Origin of the sequence: Pseudomonas taeanensis MS-3, from assembly GCF_000498575.2 — a bacterium.
GTDB lineage: Bacteria > Pseudomonadota > Gammaproteobacteria > Pseudomonadales > Pseudomonadaceae > Aquipseudomonas > Aquipseudomonas taeanensis.
Genome location: NZ_AWSQ01000002.1, coordinates 797850 through 823298 on the forward strand (window position 1 = coordinate 797850; position 25449 = coordinate 823298).

General features: G+C 60.7%; 24 protein-coding genes and 1 tRNA gene. 14 read left to right on the forward strand and 11 right to left on the reverse strand.

Features of this window, described 5'->3' with window-relative positions; all coding sequences use genetic code 11:
• The first annotated feature begins 40 nt into the window (after positions 1-40).
• From TMS3_RS11790 to TMS3_RS11825, 8 genes are read left to right on the forward strand one after another with little or no spacing between them, the layout of a single operon-like run.
• The gene (locus TMS3_RS11790; protein ID WP_152985506.1) at positions 41-805 is read left to right on the forward strand and encodes a heme ABC transporter permease; all 765 of its coding nucleotides are present in this window, start codon (positions 41-43) and stop codon (positions 803-805) included.
• The gene (ccmD, locus tag TMS3_RS11795) at positions 802-978 is read left to right on the forward strand and encodes a heme exporter protein CcmD (protein WP_025165485.1); all 177 of its coding nucleotides are present in this window, start codon (positions 802-804) and stop codon (positions 976-978) included. Before TMS3_RS11790 ends, ccmD begins: the two co-directional genes overlap by 4 nt.
• Positions 975-1442: a cytochrome c maturation protein CcmE gene (gene ccmE, locus TMS3_RS11800; protein WP_025165486.1), complete on the forward strand. Its 468-nt coding sequence runs from the start codon at positions 975-977 to the stop codon at positions 1440-1442. Before ccmD ends, ccmE begins: the two co-directional genes overlap by 4 nt.
• Positions 1439-3412 carry a heme lyase CcmF/NrfE family subunit gene (locus TMS3_RS11805; RefSeq protein ID WP_025165487.1) on the forward strand — a complete coding sequence of 658 codons (1974 nt, stop codon included), beginning with the start codon at positions 1439-1441 and terminating at the stop codon, positions 3410-3412. The genes ccmE and TMS3_RS11805 overlap by 4 nt, the downstream gene beginning before the upstream one ends.
• A complete protein-coding gene (locus TMS3_RS11810) occupies positions 3409-3945 on the forward strand; it encodes a DsbE family thiol:disulfide interchange protein (RefSeq protein WP_025165488.1) in 537 nt (178 codons plus the stop codon). The genes TMS3_RS11805 and TMS3_RS11810 overlap by 4 nt, the downstream gene beginning before the upstream one ends.
• Entirely contained in the window at positions 3942-4427 is a 486-nt protein-coding gene (locus TMS3_RS11815) for a cytochrome c-type biogenesis protein (RefSeq protein ID WP_025165489.1), read from the forward strand. Before TMS3_RS11810 ends, TMS3_RS11815 begins: the two co-directional genes overlap by 4 nt.
• Positions 4424-5635: a c-type cytochrome biogenesis protein CcmI gene (ccmI, locus tag TMS3_RS11820; protein WP_025165490.1), complete on the forward strand. Its 1212-nt coding sequence runs from the start codon at positions 4424-4426 to the stop codon at positions 5633-5635. The genes TMS3_RS11815 and ccmI overlap by 4 nt, the downstream gene beginning before the upstream one ends.
• Positions 5632-5961 carry a hypothetical protein gene (locus TMS3_RS11825; RefSeq protein WP_029866303.1) on the forward strand — a complete coding sequence of 110 codons (330 nt, stop codon included), beginning with the start codon at positions 5632-5634 and terminating at the stop codon, positions 5959-5961. The genes ccmI and TMS3_RS11825 overlap by 4 nt, the downstream gene beginning before the upstream one ends.
• A 252-nt stretch (positions 5962-6213) precedes the next feature.
• Here TMS3_RS11825 and TMS3_RS11830 read toward each other — a convergent pair whose 3' ends face one another.
• From TMS3_RS11830 to TMS3_RS11840, 3 genes are all read right to left on the reverse strand, one after another.
• Positions 6214-6798: an HD domain-containing protein gene (locus TMS3_RS11830; protein ID WP_025165492.1), complete on the reverse strand. Its 585-nt coding sequence runs from the start codon at positions 6796-6798 to the stop codon at positions 6214-6216.
• Positions 6798-7925, reverse strand: a complete 1128-nt coding sequence (locus TMS3_RS11835; RefSeq protein ID WP_025165493.1) for a TauD/TfdA family dioxygenase — start codon at positions 7923-7925, stop codon at positions 6798-6800. Before TMS3_RS11835 ends, TMS3_RS11830 begins: the two co-directional genes overlap by 1 nt.
• Positions 7926-8344: 419 nt before the next feature.
• Positions 8345-9622: a Coenzyme F420 hydrogenase/dehydrogenase, beta subunit C-terminal domain gene (locus TMS3_RS11840; RefSeq protein WP_025165494.1), complete on the reverse strand. Its 1278-nt coding sequence runs from the start codon at positions 9620-9622 to the stop codon at positions 8345-8347.
• Positions 9623-9718: 96 nt separating this feature from the next.
• Here TMS3_RS11840 and TMS3_RS11845 point away from each other — a divergent pair, with 96 nt between their 5' ends.
• Positions 9719-10714, forward strand: coding sequence for a LysR substrate-binding domain-containing protein (locus TMS3_RS11845; RefSeq protein ID WP_152985494.1), 996 nt, complete (start codon positions 9719-9721; stop codon positions 10712-10714).
• A 150-nt stretch (positions 10715-10864) separates the two neighbouring features.
• Here the strand turns inward: TMS3_RS11845 and TMS3_RS11850 are convergent, their stop codons facing one another.
• The 3 genes from TMS3_RS11850 to TMS3_RS11860 are packed head-to-tail and all read right to left on the reverse strand — an operon-like array spanning position 10865 to position 13497.
• The gene (locus TMS3_RS11850) at positions 10865-11590 is read right to left on the reverse strand and encodes an MlaA family lipoprotein (protein WP_051394235.1); all 726 of its coding nucleotides are present in this window, start codon (positions 11588-11590) and stop codon (positions 10865-10867) included.
• A gap of 46 nt (positions 11591-11636) precedes the next feature.
• Positions 11637-12935 carry an alpha/beta fold hydrolase gene (locus TMS3_RS11855; protein ID WP_025165497.1) on the reverse strand — a complete coding sequence of 433 codons (1299 nt, stop codon included), beginning with the start codon at positions 12933-12935 and terminating at the stop codon, positions 11637-11639.
• A gap of 43 nt (positions 12936-12978) precedes the next feature.
• Positions 12979-13497 (reverse strand): GNAT family N-acetyltransferase, encoded by a 519-nt coding sequence (locus TMS3_RS11860; RefSeq protein WP_025165498.1) that lies wholly within the window; start codon positions 13495-13497, stop codon positions 12979-12981.
• Between the two features lie 134 nt (positions 13498-13631).
• Here TMS3_RS11860 and TMS3_RS11865 point away from each other — a divergent pair, with 134 nt between their 5' ends.
• Positions 13632-14012 (forward strand): hypothetical protein, encoded by a 381-nt coding sequence (locus TMS3_RS11865; RefSeq protein ID WP_025165499.1) that lies wholly within the window; start codon positions 13632-13634, stop codon positions 14010-14012.
• On the opposite strand, the gene TMS3_RS11870 is transcribed toward TMS3_RS11865, so the two are convergent.
• Entirely contained in the window at positions 13933-15582 is a 1650-nt protein-coding gene (locus TMS3_RS11870) for a glycoside hydrolase family 17 protein (RefSeq protein WP_025165500.1), read from the reverse strand. The genes TMS3_RS11865 and TMS3_RS11870 overlap by 80 nt on opposite strands.
• 245 nt (positions 15583-15827) lie before the next feature.
• On the opposite strand from TMS3_RS11870, the gene TMS3_RS11875 reads away from it, so the two are divergent.
• Complete coding sequence (locus tag TMS3_RS11875) at positions 15828-16151, forward strand: ComEA family DNA-binding protein (RefSeq protein ID WP_025165501.1); 324 nt, start codon at positions 15828-15830, stop codon at positions 16149-16151.
• 588 nt (positions 16152-16739) lie between these two features.
• On the opposite strand, the gene TMS3_RS11880 is transcribed toward TMS3_RS11875, so the two are convergent.
• Positions 16740-16815, reverse strand: a tRNA-Asn gene (locus TMS3_RS11880).
• A 66-nt stretch (positions 16816-16881) separates the two neighbouring features.
• A complete protein-coding gene (locus TMS3_RS11885) occupies positions 16882-18078 on the reverse strand; it encodes an amino acid aminotransferase (protein ID WP_025165502.1) in 1197 nt (398 codons plus the stop codon).
• A gap of 190 nt (positions 18079-18268) precedes the next feature.
• Between TMS3_RS11885 and uvrB the strand changes: the two genes are divergently transcribed.
• Positions 18269-20284: an excinuclease ABC subunit UvrB gene (gene uvrB, locus TMS3_RS11890; RefSeq protein WP_025165503.1), complete on the forward strand. Its 2016-nt coding sequence runs from the start codon at positions 18269-18271 to the stop codon at positions 20282-20284.
• Positions 20285-20302: 18 nt separating this feature from the next.
• On the opposite strand, the gene TMS3_RS11895 is transcribed toward uvrB, so the two are convergent.
• Both TMS3_RS11895 and TMS3_RS11900 read right to left on the reverse strand, forming a co-directional pair.
• Positions 20303-21793: an MDR family MFS transporter gene (locus TMS3_RS11895; RefSeq protein WP_200929658.1), complete on the reverse strand. Its 1491-nt coding sequence runs from the start codon at positions 21791-21793 to the stop codon at positions 20303-20305.
• A 49-nt stretch (positions 21794-21842) separates the two neighbouring features.
• A complete protein-coding gene (locus tag TMS3_RS11900) occupies positions 21843-22889 on the reverse strand; it encodes an HlyD family secretion protein (RefSeq protein ID WP_025165505.1) in 1047 nt (348 codons plus the stop codon).
• A 105-nt stretch (positions 22890-22994) separates the two neighbouring features.
• Here TMS3_RS11900 and TMS3_RS11905 point away from each other — a divergent pair, with 105 nt between their 5' ends.
• A complete protein-coding gene (locus TMS3_RS11905; protein WP_025165506.1) occupies positions 22995-23915 on the forward strand; it encodes a LysR family transcriptional regulator in 921 nt (306 codons plus the stop codon).
• A 31-nt stretch (positions 23916-23946) separates the two neighbouring features.
• Positions 23947-25428 carry a glutamate--tRNA ligase gene (gene gltX, locus TMS3_RS11910; protein ID WP_025165507.1) on the forward strand — a complete coding sequence of 494 codons (1482 nt, stop codon included), beginning with the start codon at positions 23947-23949 and terminating at the stop codon, positions 25426-25428.
• Positions 25429-25449: the final 21 nt, after the last annotated feature.

Consider the following 25449-nt stretch of genomic DNA (forward strand, 5'->3'; position numbering starts at 1 on the left):
GTGAAGCGTGCGGTGGTTAGCTGAACAACTGATGAGAGACCTGATGAACTGGACGTGGTTTCACAAGCTGGGTTCGCCCAAGTGGTTTTACCAGATCAGCGGCAGCTGGTTGCCCTGGTTGGCCATCGCCGCCGGGGTGCTGTTGACTGTGGGTCTGGTCTGGGGCCTGGCCTTCGCGCCTGCCGATTATCAGCAGGGCAATAGTTTCCGGATCATCTATATCCATGTGCCGGCGGCATTTCTGGCCCAGTCGATCTACGTCATGCTGGCCGTGGCAGGTGTGGTGGGCATGGTGTGGAAGATGAAAATCGCCGATGTCGCCGTACAGCAGGCTGCACCGATTGGCGCCTGGATGACGGTGATCGCCCTGGTCACCGGGGCCATCTGGGGCAAGCCAACCTGGGGCACCTACTGGGTGTGGGATGCGCGTCTGACTTCGATGCTGATTCTACTGTTCCTGTATTTCGGCGTGATTGCCCTGGCGCAGGCCATCAGCAACCGCGACAGCGCAGCCAAGGCCTGTGCGGTGCTGGCCATTGTCGGGGTGATCAATATCCCGATCATCAAGTACTCGGTGGAGTGGTGGAACACCCTGCACCAACCGGCCAGCTTCAGCGTGATCGAGCGGCCGACGATGCCGGTGGAAATGTGGCTGCCGCTGCTGATCATGGTGCTGGGCTTCTACTGTTTCTTCGGTGCCGTGCTGCTGCTGCGTATGCGTCTCGAAGTGCTCAAGCGCGAGGCGCGCAGTAGCTGGGTCAGGGACGAAGTGACGAAAACGCTGAACGCAGAGGTGGTGCGATGAGCTTTGCCTCCTTCGGTGAGTTTCTCGCCATGGGTAACCATGGCGCCTATGTCTGGTCCGCCTACGCCATCAGTGTGGCGGTGCTGGCCATCAACGTCGCGCTGCCGCTGATGGCGCGGCGCCGTTATTTGCAAGAAGAGGCGCGTCGTTTGCGTCGGGAGGCTCAGCAGTGAATCCGGTGCGCAAAAAACGTTTATTCATCGTCCTGGCGATCCTCGCCGGCTTCGGCATCGCTCTGGCCCTGGCGCTCAGCGCCTTGCAACAGAACATCAACCTGTTCTACTCGCCGACTCAGATCGCTAATGGTGAGGCGCCACAAGGCACGCGGATTCGCGCCGGAGGCATGGTGGAAATGGGCTCGGTGAAGCGTTCCGGCGACTCGCTGGAAACCGATTTCGTGGTCACCGACGGCGTGAAGAGCGTGACCATCCGCTACAGCGGCATCCTCCCGGATCTGTTTCGCGAGGGGCAGGGCATAGTCGCCATGGGCAAGTTGGATGCACAGGGGCTGCTGGTCGCCGATGAAGTGCTGGCCAAGCACGACGAAAACTACATGCCGCCGGAGGTCATGCAGGCCTTGGAACAGAGCGGCATGAAAGCGCAGTACCAGAACGGCAAGCAGGGGGGCGCAGAATGATTCCCGAACTCGGCCATCTGGCGATGATCCTGGCCCTGTGCCTGACCCTGGTCCAGGCCACCCTGCCATTGATCGGTGCCTGGCGCGGCGACCGGCAGTGGATGAGCCTGGCGCAACCGGCGGCGTGGGGGCAGTTCGCCTTCCTGCTGTTCGCCTTTCTCTGCCTGACCTATGCCTTCATGGTCGACGACTTTTCCGTCGCTTACGTGGCCAGCAACTCCAACAGCGCTTTGCCCTGGTTCTACAAGTTCAGTGCGGTGTGGGGCGCCCATGAAGGCTCGCTGCTGCTCTGGGCGTTGATCCTGGCCGGCTGGACCTTTGCCGTCTCGATCTTTTCGCGGCAGCTGCCCGAAGAGATGCTGGCCCGGGTACTGGGGGTCATGGGCATGATCAGTGTCGGCTTTCTGCTGTTCCTGATCGTCACCTCCAACCCCTTCGCGCGTCTGTTGCCGAATACCCCGCTGGATGGTCGCGACCTCAACCCGCTGTTGCAGGACTTCGGCCTGATCATTCATCCGCCGATGCTTTACATGGGTTACGTCGGCTTTTCCGTGGCCTTCTCGTTCGCCATCGCCGCGTTGCTCGGCGGCAAGCTGGATGCCGCCTGGGCGCGCTGGTCGCGGCCCTGGACCATAGTCGCCTGGGCCTTTCTCGGCATCGGCATTGCCTTGGGCTCCTGGTGGGCCTATTACGAGCTGGGCTGGGGTGGCTGGTGGTTCTGGGATCCGGTGGAGAACGCCTCGTTCATGCCCTGGCTGGTCGGCACCGCGTTGATCCACTCCCTTGCCGTCACCGAGAAACGTGGGGTATTCAAGAGCTGGACCGTGCTGCTGGCCATCGCCGCGTTCTCCCTGAGCCTGCTCGGTACCTTCCTCGTGCGCTCCGGGGTGCTGACCTCGGTGCATGCCTTCGCCACCGATCCGGCGCGGGGCGTGTTCATCCTGGCGTTTTTGTTGCTTGTGGTGGGCGGCTCACTGACCCTGTTCGCCATTCGCGCGCCGGTGGTCAAGAGCCAGGTTGGCTTCGCCCTGAAGTCGCGGGAAACCCTGTTGCTGGTTAATAACCTGATTCTGATAGTCGCGGCGGCGATGATTCTGCTCGGTACCCTCTACCCCTTGGTGCTGGATGCGCTGACCGGTGCCAAGCTGTCGGTCGGCCCGCCGTACTTCAATGCGCTGTTCGTGCCGCTGATGGGACTGCTGATGGCGATGATCGCGCTCGGTGTCATCGTGCGCTGGAAAGATACCCCGCTGCAGTGGTTGTTGGGCATGTTGACCCCAGTGCTGCTGGGTAGCGTGGCCTTGGCTGTGGTGGCGACCCTGATGGTTGGTGATTTCAACTGGGCGGTACTGGGCGTTTGTCTGTTGGCCGCTTGGGTGGTGTTGGCCGGCGTCCGCGACATCGTCGACAAGACGCGGCACAAGGGCCTGCTCAAAGGTCTTCCGGGGCTGGGGCGCAGCTACTGGGCCATGCAGCTGGCGCATTTCGGTATGGCCGTGTGCGCTCTGGGGGTGATTCTCACCAGTATGGGCAGCTTCGAGCGCGACATGCGCATGGCGCCGGGCGATTCGGTCGAACTGGGCGGTTACCAGTTCATCTTCGAGGGCGCCAAGCACCGTGAGGGGCCTAACTTCACTGCAGACAGAGGTACGGTGCGCGTGCTGGAAGACGGCGAACAAATTGCCCTGCTGCACCCAGAGAAACGTATGTATACCGTGCAGCAGTCGGTGATGACCGAGGCGGCCATCGACGCCGGTTTTACCCGCGATTTGTTCGTCGCCCTGGGTGAACCCTTGGATAACGGTGCCTGGGCCGTGCGCGTGCACATCAAACCCTTCGTCCGCTGGATCTGGCTGGGCGCCCTGCTGATGGGCTTAGGCGGCTTCCTCGCGGCCAGCGACAAGCGTTATCGCATGAAAGTGAAGACCCGGGTGCGCGACGCACTGGGCATGGCCGGAGCACAGGCATGAAACGACTGATCCTACTGTTGCCGCTGGCGATCTTTCTGGCCGTTGCGCTGTTTCTCTATCGTGGGCTGTTCCTCGACCCGTCCGAGTTGCCTTCGGCATTGATCGATAAGCCAGTTCCGGCATTTTCCCTGCCGGCGGTATTGGACGACGGAGTCATTACTCAGGATGACCTGAAAGGTAAGCCGGCGCTGGTTAACGTCTGGGCCACCTGGTGTGTGTCCTGCCGGGTAGAACACCCGGTGCTGAATAAGTTGGCGGAGCGCGGCGTGGTCATCCATGGCATCAACTACAAGGACGACAATGCCGATGCACAGAAATGGCTGCAGGAGTTCCACAACCCCTACCAGCTGAATATCAACGACGAGCAGGGGAGCCTGGGCCTGAATCTGGGCGTGTATGGCGCGCCGGAGACCTTTCTTATCGATAAGGACGGGATCATTCGCCATAAGTTCGTCGGAGTGATAGACGAGCGTGTCTGGCGCGAACAGCTGGCGCCGCTGTATCAAGGCCTGGTAGACGAGGCGGAGCAATGAAACGCTGGTTGGCGGTCGCCATACTCGGCCTGAGTCTGATCGGCGTGACGCAGGCGGCTATCGATACCTATGAGTTCGCCGACGAGGCTGAGCGCACGCGCTTCCGTCAACTGACCCAGGAGCTGCGGTGCCCCAAGTGCCAGAACCAGGACATCGCCGACTCCAACGCACCGATCGCTACCGACCTGCGCCGGGAAATCTTCCGCATGCTCGGCGAAGGGCAGAGCAACGAGCAGATTGTCGAGTTCATGGTCGATCGCTACGGCGAGTTCGTCCGCTACAAGCCGGCACTGAATGCCCGCACCTTGCTGCTGTGGTACGGCCCCGCAGGCTTGTTGGTGGGTGGTTTCGTGCTGCTCGGGGTGATCGTGTTACGCCACCGTAGCAAGAAGACTAGCGGGGGCAGCGGTCTCTCGACAGATGAGCAGCAGCGCCTCGATGCCCTGTTAAAACAAGCGCCTTTGGATAAGAAAGAGCAATGATCGAATTTTGGCTATCCGCCGGCCTGCTGTTGCTGGCTGCCCTGGCTTTTCTGCTGATTCCGCTGCTGCGAGGGCGCAACGCCCAGGCCGAGGAAGACCGCACGGCGCTCAATGTCACGCTGTATCAGGAGCGTGTGCAAGAGCTGGAGGGCGAGCACCAGGCCGGCATCCTCAGCGCCGCGCAACTGCAAGCCGGTCGCGATGATGCGGCGCGCGAGTTGTTGACCGACACCGCCGGTGCCGAGGTCGGCGGCAAGGTCGGCGTATTGGGTCGCAAGGTGCCACTGACGGCCGCCTTGCTGATGCCGTTGCTGGGTTACGGGCTGTATCTGCATTGGGGGGCTATCGACGATGTCGAGCGTGCGCGCACCTTCGCCGAACAACCGCAAAGCATCGAGGAGATGACCGCACGCCTGGAGGCCTCGGTACAGGACAATCCCGAGTCCGCCGAGGGCTGGTACTTCCTTGGTCGCACTTATATGGCCCAGGAGCGTGCTGGCGAGGCGGCCAAGGCCTTCGAGCGTGCGGTGGGCATTGCCGGGCGCGAGCCGGAGCTACTCGGCCAGTGGGCACAGGCGCTGTATTTCGCCGGCAGCAAGCAGTGGACGGAACAGCTGCAGGCACTCACCGATGAGGCGCTGAAGGCCGATCCGGCGGAAGCCACCAGCCTCGGTCTGCTTGGCATTGCCGCCTATGAAAGCGAACGTTTCGCGGAGGCCATCGGTTTCTGGGAGCGTTTGGTTGCCGTGCTGCCGGAACAGGATCCTTCACGTCAGGCGATTCTGGGTGGTATCGCGCGGGCGCGCGAACAGCTCGACCCGCAGGCGGCAACGCAAGCGCCGCCAGCCGCGACAAGCGCGCGTGGCCTGACCATCCAGGTCGATCTGGCCGCGGCGCTGAAAGACCAGGTACAGCCGAGCGACAGCGTGTTCATCTTCGCCCGCGCCACCTCGGGGCCGCCTATGCCCTTGGCGGTCAAGCGTCTGACCGTGGCCGATCTGCCGGCGGAGGTCAACTTGTCGGATAGTGACGCGATGATGCCGCAGTTGAAACTCTCGGGTTTCGCCCAGGTGCAGCTGGTGGCGCGTATTTCCCGTAGCGGCAATGCCACCGCTGGCGAATGGGTCGGCCGCAGCCAGCCGCTGGCCAGCAGCGTCACCGAGCCGCAGCAACTGACCATCGACACCGCGGACGGGCCTGCGCAATGAATGCACTGAACAAGTTGCTGCCAATCGCCGCGGCCATTGCCCTGCTCGGTCTCGCAGGGTGCGCGGTGCAGAGCACGGCGCCGATCAGTCAGCCATCGGTGAGCAAGTCCCACCCGCGCTATGCGCCGCCACCCGGCGTGCAAAGCCACTGGGACGGCAGCCTGGGGGTGTATGTGGTGGAAGGCTCGCGTGACCTGTATTACCGCGAGCGCACCTACTATCGCTGGAGCAACGGCTGGAACTGGGCGACCAGTGCGCAAGGCCCCTGGCAATCGACCGACAGCGGCGGTGTGCCGCCGGGCCTGTATCGCCGCTACGCGCAGTAAATGCAGAGCCCTACAACCGGCTAATGCCGGTAAAGGTTCTCAGCGAGTAGCCCAGATGAAATCCGGGCCCGGATTTCATCTGGGCTACGGTTTCTGTCGTGCCTCGATAATTCCTTTCGTCCTACCTGTGGCTCGCGCGCTGACAGTTGTTGGCAGATATAAGGGCTGCGTGGGTGCTGTGGGGAGCTCCCCGCCGCGAACCTCTCAGAGGCCACGTATTGGATGCGGGGTCGGGTCAGTCTGACGAGGTGCTCAGGTCAGTGAGTATTCCTCACCTATCACGGCCGGATCGAACGGTTTTCTGCTGAAAATACGCCGCACCATGGGGGCGAAGTGCTCCAGGTTCGGTGTCGGGTAGGCGGGATCGAATGACGCCTGGTCCCACTTTTCGCAGAAATCCACGCATAGCTGGTAGGCAGGATGGTCCTTGTAACGATCCCGCTCGTTGCGATCGCCGTCGAAATGATGCGCGTAATAGTAATTCTGGAATAGCCCGTGGTGATGCAGCACCCAGGTGACTTCGGAGCGGACATAGGGCCTGATGACCGAGGCCGCCAATTGCGAGTGGTTATAGGGCGCGAGTTCGTCACCTATATCGTGAATCAAGGCCCCAACGATCATTTCCTCGTCCGCGCCAGCAGCCTCGGCTCGGGCAGCTGACTGTAGCGAGTGTTCCAGTCGGCTTAGCTGATAACCGCTCAGGCTATGTTGCAGGTCACTCAGGGCCTTGAGAATTCGCTCTGGCAATGCCTGGTTGAATTCCGATTCCAGACGGTCAAGGAAGTGGTATTCCTCACGCGTGCCATCTTTCATCTGGGTAAATTTCACACTGTTCATCAGGCTGGCTCCTCAAGCTTTTGTAGTTGGAATTGGGTGCTGGCGTAGCGCTCCCGTGGGCCATCGAGATCCAGGTAGCAGCCCTGAAGATGGCGCCTGCCTTGCGACTGGTCGAAACTCGTGCGGCCGTGCAACACGCGGCTGTTATTGATCAGCATCAGTTCGCCTGCGCGCAGCGGGAAGCGAATCTCGTAAGCGGGGTCGCAGAACAGCTCGCCCAGGTGTTTACGGGCTCGGTGGAATGCTTTCATCTGCTCGACAGGCAGCAGTGGCAGGCCATCGAGCCGAGGGCTGTATTGCACGCCCAGCGTCCGTCCTTGGGCGTCTGTGTTAATCATCGGACGATTGGTGACGAGTTCGGTGCCCTTGTCGATAAAGCGAAACTTGACCGGAATGTTTTTCAGCAGCTGGTAGCCTTCAGGGTCTTTCGCTGCGAGCTCACTGACCACGCTGACACTGTCGACAAGGGTCGAGAGTCCCCCGGAGGTTTCATTGATCAGACAATGCAGCAGTTGTATTCCCGGGACAGGGTCACGGTAGGGATTATCCGTGTGCGGCCCCAGATGAAAGCCGGTATAGGCCAGGTCGTTGGCATTGGGCTTTGAATACACTTCAAAGTAACGGCCGAAGTTGGTTTCTTTCAGGTAGCCAAATTTCTGTGCGACTTCGAGAATTCTCTCGGAGTCCGTCGGCACGTTGCGCAGGATGATGATGCCGTATTTAAGGTAGGCGCCCAGGGCTGCTAGAAAGTGCTCGTTATCGCTCATCTCTGGCCATTCGAAGCGCAACGATGCCTGATCGATCTGGCTATTCCAGCCAACTACGTGTGGGAAGGCGCTGTCGTCATCCAGTTCATCACGCAGGAAAGAGAAATCGTACAGCGCGCGATGGCCGTCGTTGAATTCGAGCCAGGCCTGATTCGAAACCACGGGTTCAACTGTCAGCAACAGGATTTCCGGATCAATGGCGTGAGAGTCGAACAGCCGCTGTTGCGTGTTGCTATCAAGTTGCAGAGGGTCTTGGGTTCGCTCTCTCAGCCACAATGCGGGAAGTTCAGTGACTGCATTGTTGGCGCGAATTTTTACGGCGGGTGGAGTCTGTTCAAAAATAACTTCGATTTTATTCATCGCTTAACTCCTGTGAGCGCCTCTGCACGCATGGTACTCAAGGGGCTGATTAGCAGCACAGCAGCTGTTCTTGATACAGGGTCATGCATAAAATTTATAGTGGCGGATTCGAATGGTTGCCGTTGCCACGTGCTGGTGTTCATCGCTGGTCCAGCGTTGATATTGCCTAGCCACGGCTCGCCGATGACCCAGGCATGGCGCTGCGTTCTGGAGAGGTCGAACAGGCAAGTGCCCAGCTACGGCCGATGCGTCCGTCTGGGACTTAGCGGCCTGTGTGCAGGTTCAATGAGTCAATTTCGCCGTTTGAGGGCCCGATACTGCGTTGCCGTTCCTGCCATAGTCCGCTATGACTCGTCGCAGCGCCTGGTCTCGGGGCCTCAAGCATCCGAACTTGAGTTAACCAATTAACCTGCAGGCCGCTAGTGCGGGTCGGGGTTGACGGTGCGGGCTGTGCACTGCGGGTCGGGGCCGGGTTCACTCAGTCGTCCCATGGCTGCGCGCCGCCTTGTGCCACGGGCCTCGGCGAGATTTTCGGTTACCGAGTTGAGCTGGGCGCACTCGATCAGGCGCAGGTTATGCGCATCAGGGGTGGGCTTGCCGGCCGCTTTCATACCTACTAGTCGTGCCCACACCGCGCGCTTCTTGCGCACCTGATGGGGTTGGAATTCATCAAAGTCGCGGAAACTGACTGCAGCGGGTTCAACCTTGATTGCGCCGGCCGCAAGCGCCGCTTGATACAGCTCCAGCCCACGTCGGGTGCGGACGATGATGCCGTTGAAGCCCTCATCTTCACCTGTGGGACCGCCACCCGGCCAGACATCGGATGCGGCCAGGTCGGCACATTCACCGATGGCGTCCGGACAGATCTTGCAGCGCGACTGAAGCATCCACTTGTCTTCGTTTTCCCACATCGCTTGATAATTCAATTCGAAGGATTGACCGCCAAGGGTTTCCAGGCGAGTCGGTCCCGGATTGCCATGGCCCCGGTAGCGGAACAGGCTCAACTGGTCTTCCCGAATGCCAAACTGAGCAAGCACGTCCTCTGATTTAGTTAGGTCCGAGGTCCCGCCACAGACCAGGGTGAGGGCATATTTCATGTACTGGTCTACACGCGGGTCGACTTTTGCCAAGTTGCGCACCGCCGCGATATCGCAAGGTTTGGCAATCAGGGCAAAGGGCTGACGACGCTCGAGAACGGCGGTGAAGTCGAGCAGCGGTGCGGCAGGACCATAACGCGAGCCGGCCGCCTCGAGGACCGAGGCGGCGTCAAAGCTGAGGCGGCGTTTGCTGCGCATGGGTTCTTCGCGCGAAGCGCCGACGTGCAGAATAAAGTCGACCCTGCCGCTGCTCAGCAGGAACTGGCCCAGTGCAGTCAGCACGCCGCCAGTGGACGCGCGAAATCGCACTTGCGGGTCGCCGGCGTAGCCAATCGCAAGCTGTTCGGCTGGCCCCCAGATGAGGTCATGTTCAACTTCGGCTGTGTGGCTTGCCGGGTGAGCGCCTTCGATACGCGTGCCTGGGCAAACCGCGTTAATCCTGTTCAGGGTTGGCAGCCCCAGTGGGGCGTGTACCAGTGGCCGTTCCCTACCCTCGGGAGTGAGTACGATGCTGATCCGCTCGGCTCCGGCCACCGCTCGGCATAACCCACAGCCGCTACAGAGCCCGTTTTCGACAATTTCTTCAACGCTTAGGGTCATGAACGCTGGCCTATATCAGTGGTGGGCTTACCCAGTGCTTGGACGCTGCCTAATGGGTGTGTAAGGATCTCCCTGCGAGATGCTTTGCGGACTGCATTGGATGCGCCGCTCAGCATAAACAACCCGTGTCTGGGTCGCCCAGCCGTTTCTCTTGATGCAGAGGCATGCAAAAAAATTATGGGATCCGTTCGCCATCATCCCCCCTCAATGAAAGCGCTGATAGCGTTTGAGGCAGCCTTTCGCCTGGGTTCAATGACCGCCGCTGCCCAGGAGCAGGGCACCACGCAACCGGTGATCTCGCAGCGCATTCGCGTGCTGGAGGAGAGTATCGGCCGAGTGCTGTTCGACAGGTCGGGTAACAGGCTGTCGCCAACTGACCAGGGACGCTTTCTCTACGGCGAACTGTCCAGTGCGCTTGCCAGTATCAACTCGGCCGTGGAAACGCTACGCGACGAGGCCCTCGATGTGCAGCCGAACCTATTGATCGCGACCCATTTCGGCTTTGCCCATGCCTGGCTGCTCCCGCGTTTGGGCGATCTGCAGCAGGCGTTTCCTCGTTACAGTTTCGACATCACACCGGTGGACTCCGATTCCGCTCTGGATATGGTCGAGGCGGACATCAGCATTCGTTTCGGGCAACTGACTGGCGCCCGACAAAACGAGATTCAGCTTGCCCAGGAAGAGGTTTTTCCCATCTGTAGCCCTGCGTTCGCCCAGCGTTTTGGTTTGGCGGAGCGGATAAACGAGGACATGCTGGCGAGAGTGCCGGTTCTGCATATGGACCAGAATAATCCGCGCTGGCTCGATTGGTCTCGCTGGTGTTTGCTGGCGGGGCTTGCGCCTCTGCAGGGCGCGGCAAAATTCAAATTCAATAACTACCCGCTGTTGCTCGCTTCCGTGATGCAGGGGGAGGGCATAGCCTTGGGCTGGTCCGCACTGGTGCAGCAGTCGATAGCCGAAGGCCGCCTGATCGCTTTGCAGCCGCGGGTAACCCGGAGCGATCACGGTTATCTGTTGGCCAGCAGGCATCGCAATAGCAGTCTGGTCCAGCCGGTCATCGAATGGTTCCAGAGAGAGCTGGCAGGAAACTGAAAACGCTCTCAGGGTGAAGATTGGGGGAGGTGAGTGCTCTACCCTCAAGGCTGGGAGAGTCGGTTGAGTCTCGTCGATGTACATGTCCTGAAAGACAAGGGCCGCCGCAGGTCGAAGCCTTGGGTGGCCCTCAGTGGTCAGGCGAGTAGCTTATTCGGCGATCTGCAACTTGCGGGCTTCGGTATAGAAGTAGCGCAGCTTCTCGTACTCGAAGGGCGAGTTGAGCTGACCGTAGCGGAAGTTGACCGTGGAGCGTTGATCGACAACCTCCAACAGGATGATTTCCGGGTGGTGGGTACTGGCTTCTGCGACGTTGAGGAAGTTGACCTGATTCTTGGCTGAAAAATCCACCACCAGTCCGCCGGTGTCACGCAGGTTGGAGGGGCCGAGCAGCGGTAGCATCAGGTAAGGGCCGGCCGGCAGACCGTAAAAACCGAGGGTTTGGCCAAAATCTTCCTTTTGTTTGGGCAGGCCCATCTTGCTCGCCGGGTCCCACAGCCCGGCTACGCCGAGCGTGGTGTTGAGCAGCAGGCGGGCGGTTGTCTTCATCGAGCGCTTGCCCTTGAACTGCAGCAGACTATTGAGCAGGCTCGGAACATCGCCCAGGTTGCTGAAGAAGTTAGTCACGCCGCGTTGCACCAGCGTCGGGGTGACGTAACGGTAGCCGTCCACTATGGGCAGGAATACCCACTCGTCGAAGCGGTAGTTGAAGTGGTAAACGCGGCGGTTCCACGACTCCAATGGATCATAGATGTTCAGTGCGGTTAGCGTTGCCCGCTCGAACTCCTCCTGATCCAGCCCCGGATTGAACTGCAAGTGCTTCAGAGGTTGTTTGAAGCCGTCTTCATCTACCTGATCATGTTGCGCCTGGGCCATGCCGCTGATGAGCAGGAGGGCCAGCAAGAGGGTTTTCTTGAAAGGCTTAACCACGGAAGAACTCCAGCATGGCGTCGCTGTTGACGCGATAGTTGAGGTTGCCGCAGTGCCCGCCCAGCGGGTAAACGGTCAGGCGATCACCCAGGGTGCGGCGTAGAAAGCCAAGGTCGCCGGCACCTAAGATGATGTCGTCGGCGTTGTGCATCACCGCGATCTTGTCGCTGCTTTTCAAGTAGTCCTCAAGGGCATACAGACTGACCTGGTTGATCAGTTGGTTCAGGCTGGTGCCGTCATAGCGTGCGCGCCACATCGGGATCAGTTGCTCGGTGATGTAGCAATCGAAGTCGCACTGCAGGGCGCGCTTGAAAAAAGGCGTGAGGTTGGTGCCTTCCCCGATCGGGTAGCCCACAGGGGTAATCAAGCCGCGGCGGTTGATCAGATCGGAGGTGAAGGCGATATCGGCGGAAGAGAAGCGAAATATCGCGCCGATCAGCATGGCCATCTGCTCGTCGGTCAGATGTTCCCTCGATTGCTGGAAGTCGGCGAGGAAGGCGTCGTTGACGTCGATGTAGCCCTTCTTCTGGAAGTAGCGAGTGAGCTTGGCCAGCATCAACTCGTAGAACGTCGTGCTGTTGTTGACGCCCTCGACCTGGGTTTGTACCAGCTTGTTGAGGTTGCTTATCGAGGTATAGAGGTTTACCGGCGGATTGAGCAGCAGCACGCGTTTGAAGTTGAAGCTGCGACGAGTTTCGTCGAGCTTGCTGACGAAGGCGGCCTGCAGGGCGCCGAGGCTATAACCCGTCAGGTGGTACTCGCTGATCGCCAGGCGCGGGTGTTGCGCACGCACGGCTTGCATGACGCGGTACAGGTCATCGGCATCGTCGGGAGAAAAGCCCGGTGTGGCGAAGCGCGAAGCGGAGGTCATGAAGTCGTAACTGGTGGGCGAGGACAGCTGCACCACGTGGTAACCGGCGCCGTAGAACAGTTTCTTCAAGTATTCCGGCGTGCTGCTGGCGTAATGCGCACCGGTACCGGCGATGATGAAGATCAGCGGTGCTTCACCTTTCTGCTGAGCCAGGCGGTAACGCAACTTGGTCACCGACCAGAAGTTGTCCGGTACTTCGAACTCCCGCTCCGGACGCAGTTTGACCTGATAGTCATCCTGATCGATATCCTCGTCGGCCGGCAGGGTGGGACGCAGTCCCTCTGGCGTTGTGGCGATGGTCGCCTCGAACGGGTTGGTCAATGGATACCCGTAGCTTTGCGCATCGATGTCGGCCGCCCATAGCGGCGCAGCGAGGACTAGGCCGCTAAGTAGAGCGGCAAGACGACGATAAAACGGCATGACTGAGTCCCGTAAGAAGAGAACGTGCGGGTTGATACCCGCTTTATGACAACGGCAAGCGAGGTGAGTGCCGGTCAACTGACTGGGCCGCGAGATCCTCTAGCGCGGAGCCTGTCAGACGATACACCGTCCAGCCATCCTGTGGTTGCGCGTTTAGGCGCTGGTAGAAGCCGATCGCCGGCTCATTCCAATTCAGTACCGCCCACTCCAGGCGGCCACAACCGCGCTCCACCGCCAGGCTCGCCAAGCGGCCGAGCAAGGCCTTGCCCAGCCCGGTGCCGCGCGAGTCGGGGCGCACGTACAGGTCTTCCAGGTAGATGCCGGGTTTGCTCAGAAAGGTCGAATAGTTGTGGAAGAACAGGGCAAACCCGGCTGGCTGGTCATCCACCTCGCCAATCAGCACCTCGGCGTAAGGCCGTTCGCCGAACAAGTGCGCAGTCAGTTGTTCAGGCGTGGCCACTACCTGATCGCTGAGCTTCTCATACTCGGCTAGCTCGCCGATCAAGGCCAGGATCAGCGCAACATCATCGCGCTGCGCCGGGCGGATCAGTAGGCGGGACATGCTCGCTCCTTGAGATGGTTAAGAGAGTGGGATCATGCCGGGTTGCAGTGCTTTTCGGCAATGTTTATAGGCATGGTTTTCTGTCGGGAGGGGCAGGATAATCGCGGGCGCTGTTCCTTTCTCCGGAGTCACCTATGTCCCGTCGCTTGCCCTTGATCATGCTGCTGGTCGCGGCCGCGCTCTGTGTGGCTGGCAGTTATGGGTTACGCTTTACCCTGATCGAGAGCGACCGCTGGTTGGGCCTGTGTGTCGAGGCGCCGCAGCGTTGGGTGTGTGAGCTGCGGGCCGGGCTGGGATGGCTGATCCACTTCCGCTTGTTGGCTTGGGCGGCATTGCTGACTGCGCTGTTGGCGCAGGTGTTTCCCGGTCGTTGGGGCTGGTGGCTGGCGGTGCTGGGCTTGCTGTTGGGCTTGCCAGCGTTGGTGCTGTACAGCGCTAGCTTGGCGGTGTTTGCGGTGGTGTTGGCGTTATTACGTCTGGTACGTCGACCGCGGCTGGTGAGTGAGGATGTCTGACGGTAGGCTGTGTCGCTGGGCACTGCTGGGTCCGTATGCTGCGCCATAGTGCAGCGACCAGCAGGCTGCTGACCAGCGCCCAGCCAAGCGCCTGCAAGTTGCCCAAGGTCTCCTGATACAACTGCGGCACGATGCCTGCGCCGATCAATAGGCCAAGCACGGCAATTTCACGGCGCGGGCCGCGGGCTGGCCGACACAGGTACACCACTGCGGGCAGAACGAGCGCCGCGCTGGGGAAGCTGCGGTAGCGTGCATCCACTACCAAGGCCAACATCATCACCGCCCCGGCAAACCCGGCGGCGAGCAGCCACCAGCCGCCACGCTGGTCAAGCCAGACGAATAGCCGGGCGCGCCAGCCAGGTTTGTCGGCCAGGGCCAGGATGGCATGGCTCAACACCAGCAGGTTCAAACTAAGCAGGGCGGCGGCCCACAACCATTCGCCAGCAAAGCGGCTGGTGACCCAGGCCTGTTCGCTCCATAGACCCATACAGGCGGCGCCGATGGTGGCTACCAGTGGTAGTAGCAGTGCCGCACTGCTGGACACCGGCCGGCCGGCGAGTAACAAGCTGCCGAAGAAGATCCCCGCGCTGATCACCAGCCAGAGCGGCCAGTACGGGAGATTGGAGACCGATCCGGCAAGGATGGACTTGTCGTTCCGGTCTGAATCGTACAAGCCCCAGTATCCGCCGACGGCACCTTCGCTGATGCGCTTCCAGGGTTGATCGAAGGCCTCGATCAGGTTGTAGCGCCAGCCCTTCTGTTCGGCCATCGCGACGAAGCCGCGGATGAACTTCGCCTGATTGACGCGGCTCGGTAGTGACGTCTCCCGTTGCCTGCCCTCGCTGGGCCAGCCGGTTTCACCAATGAGAATGTCCTTAGGGGCGAAGCGTTTGGCGAACAGTTGTTGAACCTGGGCAACCTGAGTCAGGGCGGCATCGATGCCCGCAGGCTCATCTTCCCAATAAGGCAGCAGGTGAATGGTTAGAAAGTCCACTGCTGGCGCGACTTGCGGATGTTTCAGCCAGAACTCCCAGACATCGGCATAGGTCACCGGTTGCTCGATCCGGTTTTTGACCTGCTCGATCAGCTCTACTAGCTGGGATGGGGTGACCTCCTTGCGCAACAGGGCTTCGTTGCCCACGATCACCGCCTCGACGACATCCGGGTAAGCGTTGGCGGTCTTGATCAGGCTGTCGATTTCAATCGCGGTGGCCTGTGGGTCACGGCTGACCCAGGCCCCGATGAGCAATTTGAGGCCATGCTTGCGGGCCAGTTCAGGCAGCGCTTCCAGGCCGGTCACGGAGTAGGTGCGCAGGCACTCGAAACGCTCGGCGAGGAGGGCCAAGTCGGCATCCATGCGCTCCGGGCGCAATGCCAGGGGTTGTTCGAAAGGCGATTGATGCTTGTCGAAGGGGGTGTACGAGGCGCATTGCAGCTTGTGTGCAGGCGTGGCGCTGTCTGCGAGGTGTATCGGCTGACCCAGGCCATACCACAGCCCGGCAAGTGCCAGCAGGCCCAGGCAGCAGGAAAAAAGATAGGCAACTGCAGTAAGGCGAGCGGTGGAAAGCATGGTCATCTGCGTGTGATGGCAAAGCTTGGCATATTAGCGGATTGGCGGAATTGTGCTCTCTGTGTAAGTTGTTCATCCAGGCGAGAGTCGGAGCTGGGAGTGCAACCAGTGGTGCGGGCCGCCTGCCTGAGCAGCTGTGGGTTAATTTGACAGGGCGATGCTGGCGGCTAAGGTGAAATGCGCGGAGCAAGGAAGTACCGCGCCGGTCACATGGTGACTCGAGCTCACTACATGGAGTGTTTACAATGCGTAAAAGTTATATCTCTTCTGTGCTTTTTGGCGTTCTGGCGGCTGCATCCTTGACGGTATCTGCCGCCGAAACTGCAAAGATGACGCCGGATAAACCTGCAGTTGTACAGGTCGCTGAGGCCGCCAAGGTCAATCTCAACAATGCCGATGCGCCGACCCTGCAGCGCGAGTTGAGTGGTATTGGCGAGGCAAAGGCCAAGGCGATCGTGGCTTATCGCGATGCCAATGGTGCCTTTGCCTCGGTCGATGAGTTGCTGGAAGTCAAGGGCATTGGTGTAGCTATTCTGGAGAAGAATCGCGATAAGTTAAGTGTCAATTAACCTGCACTGAGCATGAAAAAGGCCGGTCACTGACCGGCCTTTTTCATGCTCAGAAGTGGCGAGTAACCTGGTACGCAGTCGCAGGTGAGAGTCCGGCGGAAACAAAAAAGCCCCGGGATTAACCGAGGCTTTCGAATTTGGCTCCGCGACCAGGACTCGACAGCGCAGCTGAACGCGCTTTAGCGCGGCCCCGAAGGGGTGAGCCTTGGCGAATAACCTGGGAGGCAGTCGCAGGTGAGAGTCCGGCGGAAACAAAAAAGCCCCGGGATTAACCGAGGCTTTTGAATTTGGCTCCGCGACCAGGACTCGACAGCGCAGCTGAACGCGCTTCAGCGCGGCCCCGAAGGGGTGAGCCTTGGCGAATAACCTGGGAGGCAGTCGCAGGTGAGAGTCCGGCGGAAACAAAAAAGCCCCGGGATTCACCGAGGCTTTTAAATTTGGCTCCGCGACCAGGACTCGACAGCGCAGCTGAACGCGCTTCAGCGCGGCCCCGAAGGGGTGAGCCTTGGCGAATAACCTGGGACGCAGTCGCAGGTGAGAGTCCGGCAGAAACAAAAAAGCCCCGGGATTAACCGAGGCTTTCGAATTTGGCTCCGCGACCAGGACTCGAACCTGGGACCCAATGATTAACAGTCATTTGCTCTACCGACTGAGCTATCGCGGAACAACGACGCGTATCCTACTGATTAAAAAGGGGAAGTCAAGTGTCTGCAGGCTTCCCCTGAATACCTTAGAGGACCTGGGCGATGGCCTGGGTCACGGCCGGTAGGTTGCGCTGGTTGAGCGCCGCGACGCAGATGCGTCCGGTGCCGACGGCGTAGATACCGAACTCGCTCTTCAGGCGCTCGACCTGCTCGGTGGTCAGCCCCGAGTAGGAGAACATGCCGCGTTGCTGGGCGACGAAGGCGAAGTCGCGCTTGGCGTCCAGGGCAGCCAGTTGCTCGACCATGGCCAGGCGCATACCGCGAATGCGCCCGCGCATTTCACCCAGTTCGGCTTCCCACATGGCGCGCAGCTCCGGGCTGTTGAGCACTGCGGCGACGACGCTGGCGCCGTGGGTCGGCGGGTTGGAGTAGTTGGTGCGGATGACGCGCTTGAGCTGCGACAGCACGCGGGAGGTTTCGTCTTGCGAACCGGTGACGATGGACAGTGCACCGACGCGTTCGCCATACAGCGAGAACGACTTGGAGAAGGAGCTGGAAACGAAGAAGGTCAGGTCGGACTGGGCGAACAGGCGCACGGCGGCTGCGTCTTCTTCGATACCGTCGCCGAAACCCTGGTAGGCGATGTCGAGGAACGGCACATGCTCACGCTCGCGGAGGATCTCGAGGATGGCTTGCCAGTCGTCCATGTTCAGGTCGACGCCGGTCGGGTTGTGGCAGCAGGCGTGCAGTACTACGATCGAACGGGCTGGGAGGTTCTTCAGGTCTTCCAGCAGGCCGCCCCGGTTCACGCCGTTGCTGAAGGCATCGTAGTAGCGGTAGTTGCGCACCGGAAAGCCGGCGGACTCGAACAGGGCTCGGTGGTTTTCCCAGCTGGGGTCGCTGATGGCGACCGTAGCGTCCGGCAGCAGGCGCTTGAGGAAGTCCGCACCGACCTTCAGGGCGCCTGTGCCGCCCAATGCCTGAGCGGTGATCACGCGGCCTTCGCGGATCAGGGCCGAGTCGGCGCCGAACAGCAGGGTTTGCACGGCCTGGTCATAGGCGGCGATGCCCTCGATCGGCAGGTAGCCGCGCGGCGCGTGTTTTGCTGTGAGCGCATTTTCTGCTTCAGCCACCGCACGCAACAGCGGAATTCGGCCCTCTTCGTTGGTGTACACGCCAACACCGAGGTTGACCTTGGAGGGGCGGGTATCAGCGTTGAATGCTTCGTTGAGGCCCAGGATGGGGTCACGCGGAGCCATTTCGACGGCAGAGAACAGACTCATGGTTGCGGCAGTCTCGAAGGAAGAGCGGTGGATGAGCACGCAACACCTTGCTACGACAGGGGCTAGGGGTTGCATAAAAGGGTCGTTAGTATAACCAGCCGGGTCGCGTGTCGCGACAACGTAGGCTCGCTTTTCACCGGGTTTGACGTAGGCTGTCAGGTTGCGTCACAACCGCTTGTCGAGGTTAGTCATGTCCGAGTTTCAACTGGTCACCCGTTTTCAGCCTGCCGGCGATCAACCGGAGGCGATTCGGCAAATGGTCGAGGGTCTGGAAGCGGGTTTGTCGCACCAGACCTTGCTCGGCGTGACGGGCTCGGGCAAGACCTTCAGCATTGCCAACGTGATCGCCCAGATCCAGCGTCCAACCCTGGTGCTTGCGCCGAACAAGACCCTGGCCGCGCAGCTGTACGGCGAGTTCAAGAGTTTCTTCCCGAACAACGCGGTGGAGTATTTCGTTTCCTACTACGACTACTATCAGCCCGAGGCCTATGTGCCGTCGTCCGATACCTTTATCGAGAAGGACGCCTCGATCAACGATCACATCGAGCAGATGCGTCTGTCGGCGACCAAGGCGCTGTTGGAACGGCCGGATGCGATCATCGTCACCACGGTGTCCTGCATCTATGGTCTGGGCAGTCCCGAGTCCTACCTGAAGATGGTGCTGCACGTTGATCGTGGCGACAAGATGGATCAGCGCGACTTGCTGCGGCGCCTGGCCGACCTGCAGTACACCCGTAACGACATGGATTTCGCCCGCGCGACCTTCCGCGTCCGCGGCGATGTGATCGATATTTTCCCGGCCGAGTCGGACCTGGAGGCCATCCGCATCGAGCTGTTCGATGACGAGGTGGAGAGCCTGTCGGCCTTCGATCCGTTGACCGGCGAGGTGATCCGCAAGCTGCCGCGTTTCACCTTCTATCCGAAGAGTCACTACGTTACCCCGCGCGAGACCCTGCTGGAGGCCGTGGACAAGATCAAGGTGGAACTGGCCGAGCGCCTGGAGTACCTGCGCGGCAATGGTCGTCTGGTGGAGGCGCAGCGCCTGGAACAACGTACCCGCTTCGATCTGGAGATGATCCTCGAACTGGGCTATTGCAACGGCATCGAGAACTACTCGCGCTATCTGTCCGGTCGCGGCCCCGGCGAGGCGCCGCCGACCCTGTACGACTACCTGCCGGACAAGGCGTTGTTGGTGATCGACGAATCCCACGTCAGCGTGCCGCAGGTCGGCGCCATGTACAAAGGCGACCGTTCGCGCAAGGAAACCCTGGTCGATTACGGCTTCCGTCTGCCGTCAGCCCTGGACAATCGACCGATGCGCTTCGATGAGTGGGAGCATGCCAGCCCGCAGACCATCTTCGTCTCAGCCACGCCGGGTAACTATGAGGCGGAGCACGCCGGACGAGTCATTGAGCAGGTGGTGCGGCCTACTGGGCTGGTCGATCCACAGATCGAAGTGCGGCCAGCGCTGACGCAGGTCGATGACCTGCTCTCGGAGATCCACAAGCGCGTAGCGATAGAGGAGCGGGTGCTGGTCACTACGCTGACCAAACGCATGGCCGAGGACTTGACCGATTACCTGGCGGACCACGGGGTCAGGGTGCGTTACCTGCACTCGGATATCGACACGGTGGAGCGGGTCGAGATCATTCGTGACCTGCGCATCGGTGCCTTCGACGTGCTGGTGGGCATCAACCTGCTGCGCGAGGGCCTGGACATGCCTGAGGTGTCGCTGGTGGCGATTCTCGATGCGGACAAGGAAGGCTTCCTGCGTTCCGAGCGCTCGTTGATCCAGACCATCGGTCGCGCCGCGCGTAACCTCAATGGCCGGGCGATCCTCTATGCCGACCGCATGACCGGTTCGATGGAGCGCGCCATTGGCGAGACCGAGCGGCGGCGCAACAAGCAGATTGCCTTCAACGAGGCTAACGGCATCGTGCCCAAGGGCGTATTCAAGGATGTGCAGGATATTCTTGAAGGGGCCACGGTGCCCGGTTCACGCAGCAAGAAGCGCAAAGGCATGGCCAAGGCTGCGGAAGAAAGTGCGCGCTACGAGAACGAATTGCGCTCGCCGAGCGAAATCAGCAAGCGCATCCGTCAGTTGGAAGAAAAGATGTACCAGCTGGCCCGCGACCTGGAGTTCGAGGCGGCTGCGCAGCTGCGCGACGACATTCACAAGCTGCGCGAACGATTGTTGCAGGTTTAATCCGCGCGCCGAGTACTGTTAGTGCGCGGCGCCGCCCGTGGCGCCAGGGGGTAGGCGACGGGTCAGCAGTACGGCGAGCATGCTGATGCCGAGGGCGATGCCAATCCAGTGGAAGGCGTCGTTGTAGGCCATGATCGCCGCCTGCTGATGGGCGATCTCGCTGAGTTTGCCCAGTGCTGCCTGCTGGCTGCCGAGTTGCTCGGTCAGCAGTGTCAGGCGTTCGGCGACCTGCGGATTGCTCGGTACCAGCGACTCGCGCAGGTAGTCGAAATACACCTTGGCCCGGCTGTCGAGCAAGGTGGCCAAGAGGGCGATGCCGATGGCGCCCCCCAGGTTGCGCAGGATGTTGAACAGACTGGAGGCCGAGCCGGCGTCCTGCGGCTGGATGTAAACCGTGGCGATCAGCGAGATGGTCACCATCACCAGCGGTTGGCCGAGGGCGCGGATGATTTGGATATGGTTGAACTGTTCTCCGGCGAAATCCGGGTTTAGCACCCCGGAGGCGAAACTGGCCGCGCCGAACAGGCCGAAACCCAGGGCGCAGAGCAGCTTGGGCGGCACCACCTTCATCATCAACGGCACCAGCGGAATCAGGAACAGCTGCGGCACCCCCATCCACATGATCACCTCGCCGATCTGCAGGGCGTTGTAACCCTGGATCTGCGCCAGATACAGCGGCAGCACATAGATCGAACCGTACAAGCCCATGCCCAGGCCGACGCTGGAAATACTCGACAGGCCGAAGTTGCGTTCGCGCAGCACGCCTAGGTTGATCAGCGGATTGGGGCGAGACACCTGCAGGATCACGAACAGCACCAGACTGATCGCCGCGATGCTGCCGAGTCCGGCGATCAGGCTGGACTCCAGCCAATCTTTGCGGTGACCTTCTTCGAGGAACACCTGCAGGCAGCCGAGCCCGAGGCCGAGGGTGAGGATGCCGGCATAATCGGTGCTTTTCAGCAGCTCCCAGTGCGGCGCCTTCTTTTCCAGGCCGTAGAGCAGGCCGGCGATCATCAGCAGGCCGGGCGGCACGTTGATATAGAAGATGTATTCCCAGCCGAAGTTCTCGGTCAGCCAGCCACCCAGGGTGGGGCCGATTGAGGGCGCGAAGGTCGCGGTCAGGGCGAACAGGGCCATGCCTTTGGCCCGATGCTGCTCCGGCAGCTTGATCAGCGTCAGGGTGAAGGCCAGGGGAATCAGCGCGCCGCCGGTAAAGCCCTGCAAGGCGCGGAACACGATCATGCTCTCCAGGCTCCAGGCCAGCGAGCAGAGCAAGGATGAGGCGAGAAAACCGATCGACACCCAGACCGCCAGGCGCCGCGCAGAGAGCAACTGCACCAGCCAGGCGGTCAGCGGGATCATGATGATCTCCGCGACCAGGTAGGAGGTGGAGATCCACGAGCCTTCCTCCAGAGTGGCGGCCAGCGCGCCCTGGATGTCCTTCAGAGAAGAGTTGGTAATCTGGATATCCAGCACCGCCATGAAGGCGCCGAGCATGGCGCTCATCACCGCAATCCAGTCGCGCCGGCTGGGTTCGCCGGTCGGACGGATCAGGGCATCAGCTGCCACGCTGATCAGCCGTGATATCGACCTTGACCTCTACCGACATGCCAGGACGGATCTGTCCCTTGAGCGGGTTGTCTGCGGAAAAGGTCAGCTTGACCGGAATGCGTTGCACCACCTTAGTGAAGTTGCCGGTGGCGTTGTCCGGTGGCAGCAGGCTGAATTGCGCGCCTGATGCGGCGAACAGGCTGTCGACCTGCGCCTCTATCGGCGTGTCGGGGAAACTGTCGAAGGTCAGTTCGGCTTTTTGCCCGGCCTGCATGCGACCGATCTGGGTTTCCTTGAAGTTGGCCTGGATCCAAATGTCCTGGTCCGGCACCAGCGACAGCAGGTAGGCGCCGCTTTGCACGTATTGGCCCGTGCGCGCGGCGCGCTGGCCGATAAAACCACTGATGGGCGCATGGATCTCGGTGCGGGCAAGGTTGAGGTCGGCTTGCGCCAGGTCGGTGCGGGCGCTACTGATCTGCGCTTCTAGGCGCTTGATTTCGGCTTCCAGGGTGCTGACTTGCTGGCGCTGGGCTTGCAAATCCGCTTGTGCCTTGGTCACTTGTGATCGGGCCACGCGGCTGTCGGCGGCGAGGGTGGTGACCCGCTCCTCGGAGACATAGCCGGGCTTGCGCAAGGTTTGCGCGCGCGACAGATCGATTTGCGTGCGACCCAGGTTGGCCTGAGTCGCGGAAACGTCAGCCTGGCTCGCAGCAATCAGGCTGCCCTGCTGATGCAGTTTGCTCTTTGCCTGAGCCAGCTCGGCCTCGCGGGTCGCCAGGATGGCCTGGGCGCGCTGGCGTGCCAGTTGAAAGTCGGCGGCTTCCAGCACGGCCAGCAATTCGCCTTGTTCTACGTGCTGGTTGTCCTGTACCAGCACCTTGTCGACGCGGGCGCTGAGCTGGCTGGACACTCGAGTGATTTCGCCTTGAACGTAGGCGTTGTCGGTACTTTCGAGAAAACGCCCAACCATCAGCCAGTGCGCGAACAGCGTTGCGGCGATCAGGCCGAGCACGGTTAAGAAGACAAACAGGCGGCGTTTCAGTTGGGCGGGCATGGATGTGCTCAGGGCTCGGACAAGAGTGGCAGCGAATTTAGCAGTGTTCCTTTCGCACCTGCAGCCAGTAGACTTCGGAAACTTTGTTGCTTATAGGGAACAATTATGGGGCTGGATGATGCGCTGATCTTTACCCGTGTGGTCGAATGCCACAGTTTTACCCAGGCAGCCCAGGGCCTGGGTATGCAGAAGTCCACGGTCAGTCGACGGATTGCCTTGCTGGAGGAGCGTCTAGGTGTGCGTTTGCTTAATCGCACCACGCGCAAGCTGCGTCTGACTGAAGTCGGTCAAGCTTATTACGAGCGCTGTCGGCAGATCATGCTCGATTTCGCCGAGGCCGAGCAGGCGGTCATGCAACTGCAGCAGGAGCCGTCCGGTTTGTTGCGCATCACCGCGCCGATCGAGTTCGGCCAACTGTTTCTCGGCCGGGTGCTGGGCGACTTTATGCGCCAGTACCCGCAGATCAGCGCCGAAGTGGAGCTGACCTCGCGGCATGTCGATCCGGTCGAGGAGGGGGTGGATATCGTCATCCTGGTCGGCCAGCCGCAAGACTCCACCTTGATCGCTCGCAAGCTGTTCGAGACGGGGCGACACCTGTGCGCCAGTCCGGCTTATCTGGAGGCGCATGGCTGCCCGCGTACGGTCGCCGAGCTGGCTGGGCATAGGGCGATTCTCTTGCCGCAGGATTCGCCGCGTTACTGGCCGTTGCTCGATGAGCACATAGCCTGTCAGCGGGTACTGTCGTGCAACAACATCACTTTCGCCCGTGAAGCGGCCCTGGCCGGAGCGGGGATCGCCGGTCTGCCGATCATGATAAGCGAGCGCGCGGTGCAGGCTGGGCGCCTGGTCGAATTGTTGCCCGAGGCGCGTCTGCCGATTGGCGAGTTGTATGCGGTCTATCCATCGCGGCGATTCCAGGCGATGAAGGTGAAGACCTTCCTCGATTTCCTGATGAGCAGTCTGCCGGTCGAAGAGGGGCGCCTGCTGGAGCCCACAGCGGCGCGCCTGTTAATATCGGCGCCTTGATTTCACCTCGATTAGATTTTTGAGAGCTGCCATGACCACCGTCCGTACTCGTATCGCGCCGTCGCCTACCGGTGATCCGCACGTAGGCACTGCCTATATCGCTCTATTCAATTTGTGTTTTGCTCGTCAGCACGGTGGTGAATTCATCCTGCGTATCGAAGACACCGACCAGCTGCGCTCGACCCGCGAGTCGGAACAGCAGATCTACGATGCCTTGCGCTGGCTGGGTATCGAGTGGAGCGAGGGGCCGGATGTCGGTGGTCCGCACGGTCCGTATCGGCAGAGTGAGCGCGGTCACATCTACAAGCAGTACAGTGCCGAGCTGGTGGATAAAGGTCACGCCTTTCATTGCTTCTGCAGTGCCGAACGCCTGGATAAACTGCGTGCCGAGCAGATGGAAGCCAAGCAGACCCCGCGCTACGACGGTCATTGCATGCACCTGCCGACTGCCGAGGTAGAACAGCGGCTGAGCGCCGGCGAACCCAACGTGGTGCGCATGAAAGTGCCGACCGAGGGTGTGTGTGTGGTGCCTGACATGCTGCGTGGCGAGGTCGAGATTCCTTGGGATCGGATGGACATGCAGGTGCTGATGAAGACCGATGGCCTGCCGACCTACTTCCTGGCGAACGTGGTCGATGACCATCTGATGGGCATCACTCACGTGTTGCGCGGCGAGGAATGGTTGCCCTCGGCGCCCAAACTGATCCTGCTCTACGAGTACTTTGGCTGGGACAAGCCGCAGCTGTGCTATATGCCGCTGTTGCGCAACCCGGACAAGAGCAAGCTGTCCAAGCGCAAGAATCCAACCTCGATCACCTTCTACGAGCGTATGGGCTACCTGCCTCAGGCGATGCTCAACTACCTCGGACGAATGGGCTGGTCTATGCCCGACGAGCGCGAGAAGTTCAGTCTCGACGAGATGATCGAGCACTTCGATATTCAGCGGGTATCGCTCGGTGGACCGATCTTCGACCTGGAAAAATTGTCCTGGCTGAATGGTCAGTGGATGCGCGAATTGAGTGTCGAAGAGTTTGCCGCAGGCGCGCAGCAGTGGGCATTCAACTCCGACTACATGATGAAGATCGCCCCGCACGTGCAGGGACGGGTCGAAACCTTCAGTCAGATCGCGCCGCTGGCCGGCTTTTTCTTCTCTGGCAGCCTGCCGCTGGATGCCAAGCTGTTTGAGCACAAGAAGCTCTCGGCTGATCAGGTGCGTCAGTTGATGCAGCTGATCCTGTGGAAGCTGGAGGCGTTGCGTCAGTGGGAAAAGAACCGGATCACCGGCTGTATCCAGGTGGTGGTCGAGCACCTTGAGCTGAAACTGCGCGATGCCATGCCGCTGATGTTCGCGGCCGTGACCGGGCAAGCCAGCTCGGTGTCGGTGCTCGATGCTATGGAAATTATCGGCCCGGACCTCACCCGTTTCCGCCTGCGTCAGGCCATCGAGCTGCTCGGCGGTGTGTCGAAGAAAGAAAACAAAGAGTGGGAAAAACTGCTGGCGAGCATCGGCTGAGCCGGACGTTGCTCGGCTAGC

Excerpts from the sequence above, each read along its gene's own strand:
- ccmD (WP_025165485.1), top strand. The coding sequence starts at position 802 with ATGAGCTTTGCCTCCTTCGGTGAGTTTCTCGCCATGGGTAACCATGGC.
- TMS3_RS11805 (WP_025165487.1), top strand. The coding sequence starts at position 1,439 with ATGATTCCCGAACTCGGCCATCTGGCGATGATCCTGGCCCTGTGCCTG.
- TMS3_RS11810 (WP_025165488.1), top strand. The coding sequence starts at position 3,409 with ATGAAACGACTGATCCTACTGTTGCCGCTGGCGATCTTTCTGGCCGTT.
- TMS3_RS11815 (WP_025165489.1), top strand. The coding sequence starts at position 3,942 with ATGAAACGCTGGTTGGCGGTCGCCATACTCGGCCTGAGTCTGATCGGC.
- ccmI (WP_025165490.1), top strand. The coding sequence starts at position 4,424 with ATGATCGAATTTTGGCTATCCGCCGGCCTGCTGTTGCTGGCTGCCCTG.
- TMS3_RS11825 (WP_029866303.1), top strand. The coding sequence starts at position 5,632 with ATGAATGCACTGAACAAGTTGCTGCCAATCGCCGCGGCCATTGCCCTG.
- TMS3_RS11830 (WP_025165492.1), bottom strand. The coding sequence starts at position 6,798 with ATGAACAGTGTGAAATTTACCCAGATGAAAGATGGCACGCGTGAGGAA.
- TMS3_RS11835 (WP_025165493.1), bottom strand. The coding sequence starts at position 7,925 with ATGAATAAAATCGAAGTTATTTTTGAACAGACTCCACCCGCCGTAAAA.
- TMS3_RS11840 (WP_025165494.1), bottom strand. The coding sequence starts at position 9,622 with ATGACCCTAAGCGTTGAAGAAATTGTCGAAAACGGGCTCTGTAGCGGC.
- TMS3_RS11850 (WP_051394235.1), bottom strand. The coding sequence starts at position 11,590 with ATGGCCCAGGCGCAACATGATCAGGTAGATGAAGACGGCTTCAAACAA.
- TMS3_RS11855 (WP_025165497.1), bottom strand. The coding sequence starts at position 12,935 with ATGCCGTTTTATCGTCGTCTTGCCGCTCTACTTAGCGGCCTAGTCCTC.
- TMS3_RS11860 (WP_025165498.1), bottom strand. The coding sequence starts at position 13,497 with ATGTCCCGCCTACTGATCCGCCCGGCGCAGCGCGATGATGTTGCGCTG.
- TMS3_RS11865 (WP_025165499.1), top strand. The coding sequence starts at position 13,632 with ATGTCCCGTCGCTTGCCCTTGATCATGCTGCTGGTCGCGGCCGCGCTC.
- TMS3_RS11870 (WP_025165500.1), bottom strand. The coding sequence starts at position 15,582 with ATGCTTTCCACCGCTCGCCTTACTGCAGTTGCCTATCTTTTTTCCTGC.
- TMS3_RS11875 (WP_025165501.1), top strand. The coding sequence starts at position 15,828 with ATGCGTAAAAGTTATATCTCTTCTGTGCTTTTTGGCGTTCTGGCGGCT.
- TMS3_RS11885 (WP_025165502.1), bottom strand. The coding sequence starts at position 18,078 with ATGAGTCTGTTCTCTGCCGTCGAAATGGCTCCGCGTGACCCCATCCTG.
- uvrB (WP_025165503.1), top strand. The coding sequence starts at position 18,269 with ATGTCCGAGTTTCAACTGGTCACCCGTTTTCAGCCTGCCGGCGATCAA.
- TMS3_RS11900 (WP_025165505.1), bottom strand. The coding sequence starts at position 22,889 with ATGCCCGCCCAACTGAAACGCCGCCTGTTTGTCTTCTTAACCGTGCTC.
- TMS3_RS11905 (WP_025165506.1), top strand. The coding sequence starts at position 22,995 with ATGGGGCTGGATGATGCGCTGATCTTTACCCGTGTGGTCGAATGCCAC.
- gltX (WP_025165507.1), top strand. The coding sequence starts at position 23,947 with ATGACCACCGTCCGTACTCGTATCGCGCCGTCGCCTACCGGTGATCCG.